Origin of the sequence: Streptomyces sp. NPDC086077, from assembly GCF_040686175.1 — a bacterium.
Classification (GTDB): Bacteria; Actinomycetota; Actinomycetes; order Streptomycetales; family Streptomycetaceae; genus Streptomyces.
Genome location: NZ_JBFBJT010000055.1, coordinates 38,088 through 45,578, shown reverse-complemented (window position 1 = coordinate 45,578; position 7,491 = coordinate 38,088). Strand labels below are relative to the sequence as shown.

Here is a 7,491-nt window from a genome sequence, read left to right as displayed (position 1 = left end):
GGCGCCCGGTCACACCGTGCGGGCGAGGCGGTCGGCGAGCAGCTTGGCGAAGCGCGCCGGGTCGGCCAGGTCGCCGCCCTCCGCGAGCAGGGCCGTGCCGTACAGCAGTTCGGCCGTCTCGGCCAGCTCCGCGTCCGCACCCCGCTCCTCGTAGGCCGCTCTGAGCCCGCCGACCAGCGGGTGCTCGGGGTTCAGCTCGAGGATGCGCTGCACCGGCGGGAGTTCCTGGCCCATCGCCCGGTACATCCTCTCCAGGGCCGGGGTGATGCCGTCGGCGTCGGCGACCAGGCACGCCGGCGAACTGGTCAGTCGCGTCGTCAGCCGGACGTCCTTCACCTCGTCGAGCGTCTCGTTCAGCCAGGTCAGCAGCGTCGCGTAGGCGCCCGACCGCTCCTCGGACACCTCCTCCTCGGCGGGCAGGTCGACCGAGCCCCGCGCTACGGACCGGAACTCCTTGCCGTCGTGCTGCCGCACCGCCTCGACCCAGATCTCGTCCACCGGGTCGGTGAGCAGCAGGACCTCGTAGCCCTGGGCCCTGAAGGCCTCCAGGTGCGGGGAGTTCTCGATCTGCGCGCGGCTCTCGCCGGTCATGAAATAGATCTTGTCCTGACCGTCCTTCATCCGGGCGGCGTACTCGGCCAGGCTGGTGGGCTCGTCGCCGGCGGTGGAGGCGAACGACGCGACGTCGAGGATCGTCCTGTGGTCCTCGGCCGGATCGAGCAGGCCCTCCTTGACCACGGCGCCGAACTCGCGCCAGAACGTCCGGTACTTCTCGGCGTCGTTGCGCATGAGGTCCTTGACGGTCGACAGGACCTTCTTGGCGAGGCGGCGCCGGATCAGCTGGATGTGCCGGTCCTGCTGGAGGATCTCGCGGGAGACGTTCAGCGACAGGTCGGCGGCGTCCACCACTCCCTTGACGAAGCGGAGATGGCCCGGCAGCAGCTCACGGCTGTCGTCCATGATGAACACGCGCTTGACGTAGAGCTGGATGCCGTGGCGGGCGTCGCGCTGGAAGAGGTCGTGCGGGGCACGCGCCGGGACGAAGAGGAGGGCCTCGTACTCGAAGGTGCCCTCCGCCCGCATCTGGATGATCTCCAGGGGCTCCGACCAGTCGTGGCTGATGTGCCGGTAGAACTCCTGGTACTCCTCGTCCTCGACCTCGGACCGCGGCCGGGCCCAGAGCGCCTTCATCGAGTTGAGGGTCTCGTCCCCCATGCGGATGGGGAACGAGATGAAGTCCGAGTACCGCTTGACGATCTCCCGGATCTTCCCCTCCTCGGCATAGTCGTAGAGGGCGTCCTCCTCGTCCGCGGGGCGCAGGTGGACGGTCACCGACGTGCCCTCCGGCACGTCCTCGGCGGTCTCGATCGTGTACGTGCCGTCGCCGTCCGACTCCCAGCGCACGCCCGTCTCCTCGCCGGCCCTGCGCGTGAGCAGGCGGACCCGGTCGGCGACCATGAAGACGGAGTAGAAACCGACACCGAACTGGCCGATCAGCTCGGCCGAATCCTTGCTCTCCTTGAGCCTGCGCAGCGTCTCGGCCGTGCCGGACCGGGCGATGGTGCCGATGAGCCCCACCACGTCGTCGCGTGACATGCCGATGCCGTTGTCCCGCACGGTCAGTGTGCGGGAGTCCTTGTCCACCTCGACGGCGATGTGCGGGTCGTCGGTCCGCAGGCTGTCGTCCGTGAGACCGGCGAGGCGCCGTTTGTCCAGGGCGTCGGAGGCGTTGGAGATCAGTTCACGCAGGAAGATGTCCTTGTTCGAGTAGATCGAATGGACCATCAACTGCAGGAGCTGCCGCGCTTCGGCCTGGAACTCCAGCGTCTCGGTGCTCATGGCGTCCCTTCTGTTCAAGCGGTGTGCGGGCGTGCGGGCCATCGAAATCTGACACACCGGCAACAGGGCACACAAGCGCGCTCGGCGCGACGCGCGGCTACCCGAGGCGGCTCAGCGCGGCCGACACCAGCGTCCGCACCCCCGGTACGAGCACCGAGAGGTCGGGCGCGAAGAGCGGGCTGTGGTTGCCGGGCACGTTGCCCAGCCGCTCCAGCAGGGCCTCCCCCGGCGCCGCCTCCCAGACCTCGGCCGGCGTGGTCGTGACGAACCAGTAGTCGTACGGCACTCCCCGCGGCGCCAGCAGGGAGAAGTCCTCGCTGCCCATCGCCGGACCGAAGGCGAACACCGTGTGGCCTCCGAACAGTTCGCGGTGCACGGCGGCGACCTCCTCGTCGAGGGAGGCGTCGTTGACGGTGTTCGGATATCCGGGACTGACGGTGATCACGGGCGGTCGCGGGCAGCCGGCCGCCTGGCACTCGCCGGTGACGATGCGGTGCACGGCGGCCAGCACGCGCTCGCGCACCTCCGGGTCCTGGGTCCGCAGGTTCAGCGCGAGCCGGGCCTCTGCGGGAATGATGTTCGCCTGCGTACCGGCGTGGAACTGCCCGACCGTCAGCACCGCCGAGTGCGCCGCCGCGACCTCGCGGGACACCACCGACTGCAGCCGGGTGACGATGTACGCGCCGGTCACCAGCGGGTCGACGGTCGACTCGGGGCGTGAGCCGTGGCCGCCGACGCCGTGCACGACGACGTCGATGTCGTCGGAGGCCGACATGATCAGGCCGGGCGTGTGCGGATAGGACCCGGCGGGTCCGGGCGCGGCATGCTGGCCGAAGAGCACGTCGGGGCGGGGGAAGCGCGCGTGCACCCCGTCCGCGACCATCGCCGACGCGCCGCCACCGGCCTCCTCCGCGGGCTGCCCGACCACCACGACCGTGCCCGACCAGGCCTCCCGGCCGGCCGCGAGCGCCTCGGCGGCGCCGATCAGCCAGGTCACGTGCAGATCGTGCCCGCAGGCGTGCATCACGCCGTCGACGGTGGAGGCGTGGGGAAGGCCCGTCGCCTCGGGCACGGGCAGCGCGTCCATGTCGCCGCGCAGCCAGACGACCGGCCCGTCCCCGTTGGTGAGCACGCCGACGACGCCGGTGCGGGCGACCCCTTCCGTCACCTCGTAGCCCGCGGTACGCAGCCGGCCGGCCAGCCTGGCGGCGGTGCGGTGCTCCTGGAAGGCGAGTTCGGGGTGGCGGTGCAGATCGCGGTAGAGGTCCTCCAGGCCGTCGGGCTTGAGGCCGGCGGTGAGTTCGAGGGCGAGGCGTGCTGCTGCGGCGGCAGATTCGCTCATGGCTGCTTCGTTCTCCTCCGACAGGGACACGCTCGCCCACGGGCGTCGCGTGCGGGGTGCTGAGGCCTGTGACGGCCATCCTGCCGCCTGCCGGAAGGCCGGGCCATCCGTAAGGGTGATCATGAGCACCACCCCGCGGCCGGTACGCTGTGGCAGCTGCGGCAAACCCTCCACCTCACACGCACCGGCGGTGAGTTGACCTGCGGCGCCGAGACGTCACACAGCATGAGGATGAATCACAGGTGCTCATAGCGGGCCGGTACCAGCTGCAGGATCCGATCGGGCGCGGCGCGATGGGAGAGGTCTGGCGGGCGTACGACGAGACGCTCGGCCGGCGGGTGGCCGTCAAGCTGCTGCTGCCCCAGGACTCCGACCCCACGGCCGCGTCACGCTTCCGCCTGGAGGCACAGACCGCCGGACGGCTTCATCACCCCTACGTGGTGGGCGTACTGGACTTCGGTACGTACGAGGACCGGCTGTTCCTGGTGATGGAGCTGGTCGACGGCGACAGCCTCGCCGGCCTGCTCGCCCAGGCGGGCCCGCAGCCCGCCGCGCGCGTGGCGCTGATCGCCTCGCAGGCGGCGGCCGGACTGGCGGCCGCCCACCAGCAGGGCATCGTGCACCGCGACATCAAGCCGGCCAACCTGCTGCTGGACGCGGACGGCACCCTGAAGATCGGCGACTTCGGCATCGCCCGCTTCCTCGACGACCCGGCCGCCGCGCTCACCGCCACCGGCCAGATCGTCGGCACCAGTCTCTACCTCGCCCCGGAACGCGCGCTCGGCCGCCCGGCGGGGCCGGCCAGTGACGTGTACTCGCTGGGCTGCGTGCTGTACCAGCTGCTCACCGGACGCCCGCCGTTCCAGGCCGACACCCCGATCGCCATCCTCCACCAGCATCTGGACGCCGCGCCGGTACCGCCCCGGCAGCTCGGCGCCGAACTGCCGCCCGCCTTCGAGAGTTACCTGCTGGGTCTGCTGGCCAAGCAGCCCGAGCACCGGCCCGGCGCCGCCCAGGTCGCCGACTGGTTCGCGGCGGGGGCCTGGCAGGGCCGCCCCGAGCCGCTGCCCGCCCCCGCACCGGCGCCCGCGGCCGCGGCCGCACCGACGCCGCCGCCCGGCGGGACGGGGGCCGCGACGACGTACATGCTGCCGTCCTCCCCCAGGACGGCGTCCCGGCGCCGTGGCCGGCCGGCGGCCCGCAGCGGGCTCCTGCGGCCGCGCGTGGTGGGGGCCGCGGCCGCGGTGACGCTGTTCCTGGCGGCGATGGCCGCCGGCATGCTGTGGTTCTCGCCCGACAACACGGCGACGGAGGGCTCCCGCACGGACTCCCCCAGCGGCTCGCCCACGGCCTCCACCACCGCCGGCACCGACCCGGGGAGGACAGCGCCCACCTCGTCGCAGGTCTCCCCGTCGGTGGTGTCCGCGGCGCCGGCCGGCGAGGCCTCCCCGTCCCCCGCCGCGACGAAGAGGCAGGAGGAGCCCAAGGACGAGAAGCGGGAGCGGCGACGTCACACGGACGACGACGATGAGGGGAACGACGGGGGCGACGCGGGCGACGGGGACGACTGAGTCCCGGCCCGGGCCCAGGGGTCGTCCGCATTGCCGTGTTCCGGCAATGTTGGCTACCCTCCCGATGCCGAATGCCGTCAGGACGGCGTCAGGACGGCGTCGAAGGGGCGGGGGCGGAGTGAGCGTGACGGCGACCGAGGACACGTATCTGCGGGGGTACACGGGCATGCTGACGGAGGTCTCCGCCACCGGGCGCCGCCCGACCCGCGACGAGCTGGAGGAGCGCCGCGCCCTCGGTGAACGGGCCGCGGAGGCCGGGCACAGTCTGCGCGCGCTCGTGCGTGAGCACCTCGACGCGACCCGCTTCTGGTGGCCCGGCGCGTCGGCGACGGCGGACAGCGTGCTGGCGGCGGTGGCCCAGGCCGTGGACGCCTTCGCGGAGGGCTACGAGCGGGCGCAGCACCTGGCGGTCCGTCAGGAGGAGGCGGCCCGGCGGGAGTTCATCGACGACCTGCTGTACGGGCGCAGCGACCTGGGGCGGCTCGCGGAGCGGGCCGAGCGGTTCGGACTGGTGCTGTCCAGCGCCCACGCGGTCGCGGTCGCCGAAGGCCCGGAGGCGTACGCGGACACCCACCCGGTGACCCGCCGGGTCGAGTCCGCGCTGATCGCCCGCTTCGGCGACCGGCGCATCCTGCTGGCCACCAAGAACGGGCAGCTGATCTGCATAGCGCCCGGCGACCAGGACGACGTGCTCGCGTCCTTCGCCGCACAGGCCTACGCGGCGACCGGGGCCGGACGGGTGGCCATCGGGCGGCCCCAGCCCGGCGCGGGGGGCGTGGTCCACTCGTACGAGGAGGCCCTCAGCGCGCTGCAGCTGGCGGAGCGCCTCGCGCTCGACGAGCCGGTGGTGCGCGCCGCCGAGCTGCTGGTCTATCCGGTCCTCACCCGCGACCGGCAGGCCATGGCCGACCTGGTGCTGAGCGCCCTGGGTCCGTTGCGCGGGGCCCGGGGCGGCGCCGAGCCGCTGTTGCGGACGCTGGAGGTGTACTTCGAGTCGGGCTGTGTCGCGGCCGAGGCGGCGCGCCGGCTCGCGCTGAGCGTGCGCGCCCTGACCTACCGGCTGGAGCGCATCCACCAGCTGACGGGCGCCGACCCGGCGGAGCCGACACACCGCTACACCCTCCAGACGGCCGTGATCGGCGCCCGGCTGCTGGACTGGCCCGCCCAGGAATTCTGACGTCCGGGGCGGGCCCGCCGACCGTGCGGTTCAGCCGCTGATCTCGACCTTCTCGGCCGCGCCGCCGTCCCGTCGGGTGACGCCCTTCAGCAGCTCGGCGAGGTCGACGCCCGTGGTGGCGCCGAGGAGTTCGATGCCCTGGGTGACGTTGTCGGCGACCGCGCGGGGGATCCGGCCGGCCCCGTCGGTGGAGATCACGGTCATCTTCTGCACCGCCGCGAGCGGTTCGGACGCCTTGGCGACGACCTGCGGCAGCACCTCGACCAGCATCTGCAGCACGGCGGCGTCACCGTACCGGCCGAAGGCGTCGGCCTTCTGCCGCATGGCCTCCGCCTCGGCCGCGCCCTTCGCGCCGATCGCCACCGCCTCGGCCTCGCCCTCCAGGCGGACCGCCTCCGCGATCGCCGCCCGCCGGGCGCGCTCGGCCTCACCCTGCTTGAGGCCCTCGATCGCCTCCGCCTCGGCCAGTGCGCCGCGCCGCTGCTTCTCGCCCTCACCGGTCAGCCGGGACCGCTCGGCCTCGGCCTGCGCCGCCGCGATCTCGGCCAGCCGCTCGGCCTCGGCCTGCTTGACCCGCGCCACCCGCCTGGCCTCGGCCTCCTGCTCGGCGGCGTAGCGCTGGGCGTCGGCGGGCTTGCGCACCTCGGTGTCGAGCTGGCGGTCCTTCAGCGCCGCCTGCCGCTCGGCGACCTTCTCCTGCTGGGTGAGGATGTCCTGCTTGCGGGCCGCCTCCGCGAGCGGACCGGCGGCGGCCGCCTGCGCCGCCGCGGCGTCCGTCTCGGCCTTGATCTCGGCCTGCCGCAGCGCGAACGTCCGCTGGGCGACGGCGATCTCCTCCTCCGCCTTCAGCCGGGCCTGCTCGGCCGCCCGGCGGGCCTCGGCCTCGGCGATGTCGGCCTCCTGCCTGGCGCGCGCCGCCTCGGGGCGGCCGAGGTCCTCCAGGTAGGAGCCCTCGGTGGTGATGTCCTGGATCTGGAAAGCGTCCAGCACCAGGCCCTGCCCGGACAGGCTGGCCTCGGCCTCCTCGGCGACCTGGCCGGCGAAGGCGGCCCGGTCGCGGATGATGTCCTCCACCGACATCCGCCCGACGATGGCCCGCAGCGCGCCGGAGAGCACCTCCTGGGTGAAGCCGACGATCCCGTCCTGCTGCATCAGGAACCGCTGGGCCGCCGCCCGGATCGAGTCCTCGGTGCCGCCGACCTTCACGATCGCGACGCCTTCGAGATGGGCCTTGATCCCGCGCAGGGTGACCGCGCCGCGCACGGCCACCGGAATGTGCCGCGAGGACAGGTCGAGCGTGAACCGCTGCTGCACGAACGGCACGACGAAGACTCCGCCGCCGACGACCACCTTCTGCCCGCTGTTGTCGGTGAAGACCCGGCCGGTCGCCGGATCGGTGGCCTGCTTGCCACGCCGCCCGGTGACGATGAACGCCTCGCTCGGCCCGGCCACCTTGTATCGGCCGGCCACCACCAGGGCCAGCAGCACAAGGAGTACGACGACCCCCACCACGGCAACGACGACAGGACTCATGACAATGCCCCCCGTTCCAAGAGCTGAGC

General features: G+C 73.0%; 5 protein-coding genes. 2 read left to right on the top strand and 3 right to left on the bottom strand.

Translation table 11 applies throughout. From position 1 onward, the window contains the following. Nucleotides 1-9: 9 nt before the first annotated feature. Nucleotides 10-1,839 (bottom strand): molecular chaperone HtpG, encoded by a 1,830-nt coding sequence (htpG, locus tag AB0O67_RS18040; protein WP_365451101.1) that lies wholly within the window; start codon nt 1,837-1,839, stop codon nt 10-12. Nucleotides 1,840-1,936: 97 nt separating this feature from the next. After that, entirely contained in the window at nt 1,937-3,181 is a 1,245-nt protein-coding gene (locus AB0O67_RS18035) for an amidohydrolase (RefSeq protein WP_365451099.1), read from the bottom strand. Nucleotides 3,182-3,423: 242 nt separating this feature from the next. Here AB0O67_RS18035 and AB0O67_RS18030 point away from each other — a divergent pair, with 242 nt between their 5' ends. Both AB0O67_RS18030 and AB0O67_RS18025 read left to right on the top strand, forming a co-directional pair. Further along, nucleotides 3,424-4,752 (top strand): serine/threonine-protein kinase, encoded by a 1,329-nt coding sequence (locus tag AB0O67_RS18030; RefSeq protein WP_365451097.1) that lies wholly within the window; start codon nt 3,424-3,426, stop codon nt 4,750-4,752. Between the two features lie 118 nt (nt 4,753-4,870). Continuing rightward, entirely contained in the window at nt 4,871-5,929 is a 1,059-nt protein-coding gene (locus AB0O67_RS18025) for a helix-turn-helix domain-containing protein (protein WP_365451095.1), read from the top strand. 30 nt (nt 5,930-5,959) lie between these two features. On the opposite strand, the gene AB0O67_RS18020 is transcribed toward AB0O67_RS18025, so the two are convergent. After that, nucleotides 5,960-7,462, bottom strand: a complete 1,503-nt coding sequence (locus AB0O67_RS18020; RefSeq protein WP_365451093.1) for an SPFH domain-containing protein — start codon at nt 7,460-7,462, stop codon at nt 5,960-5,962. Between the last annotated feature and the right edge of the window lie 29 nt (nt 7,463-7,491).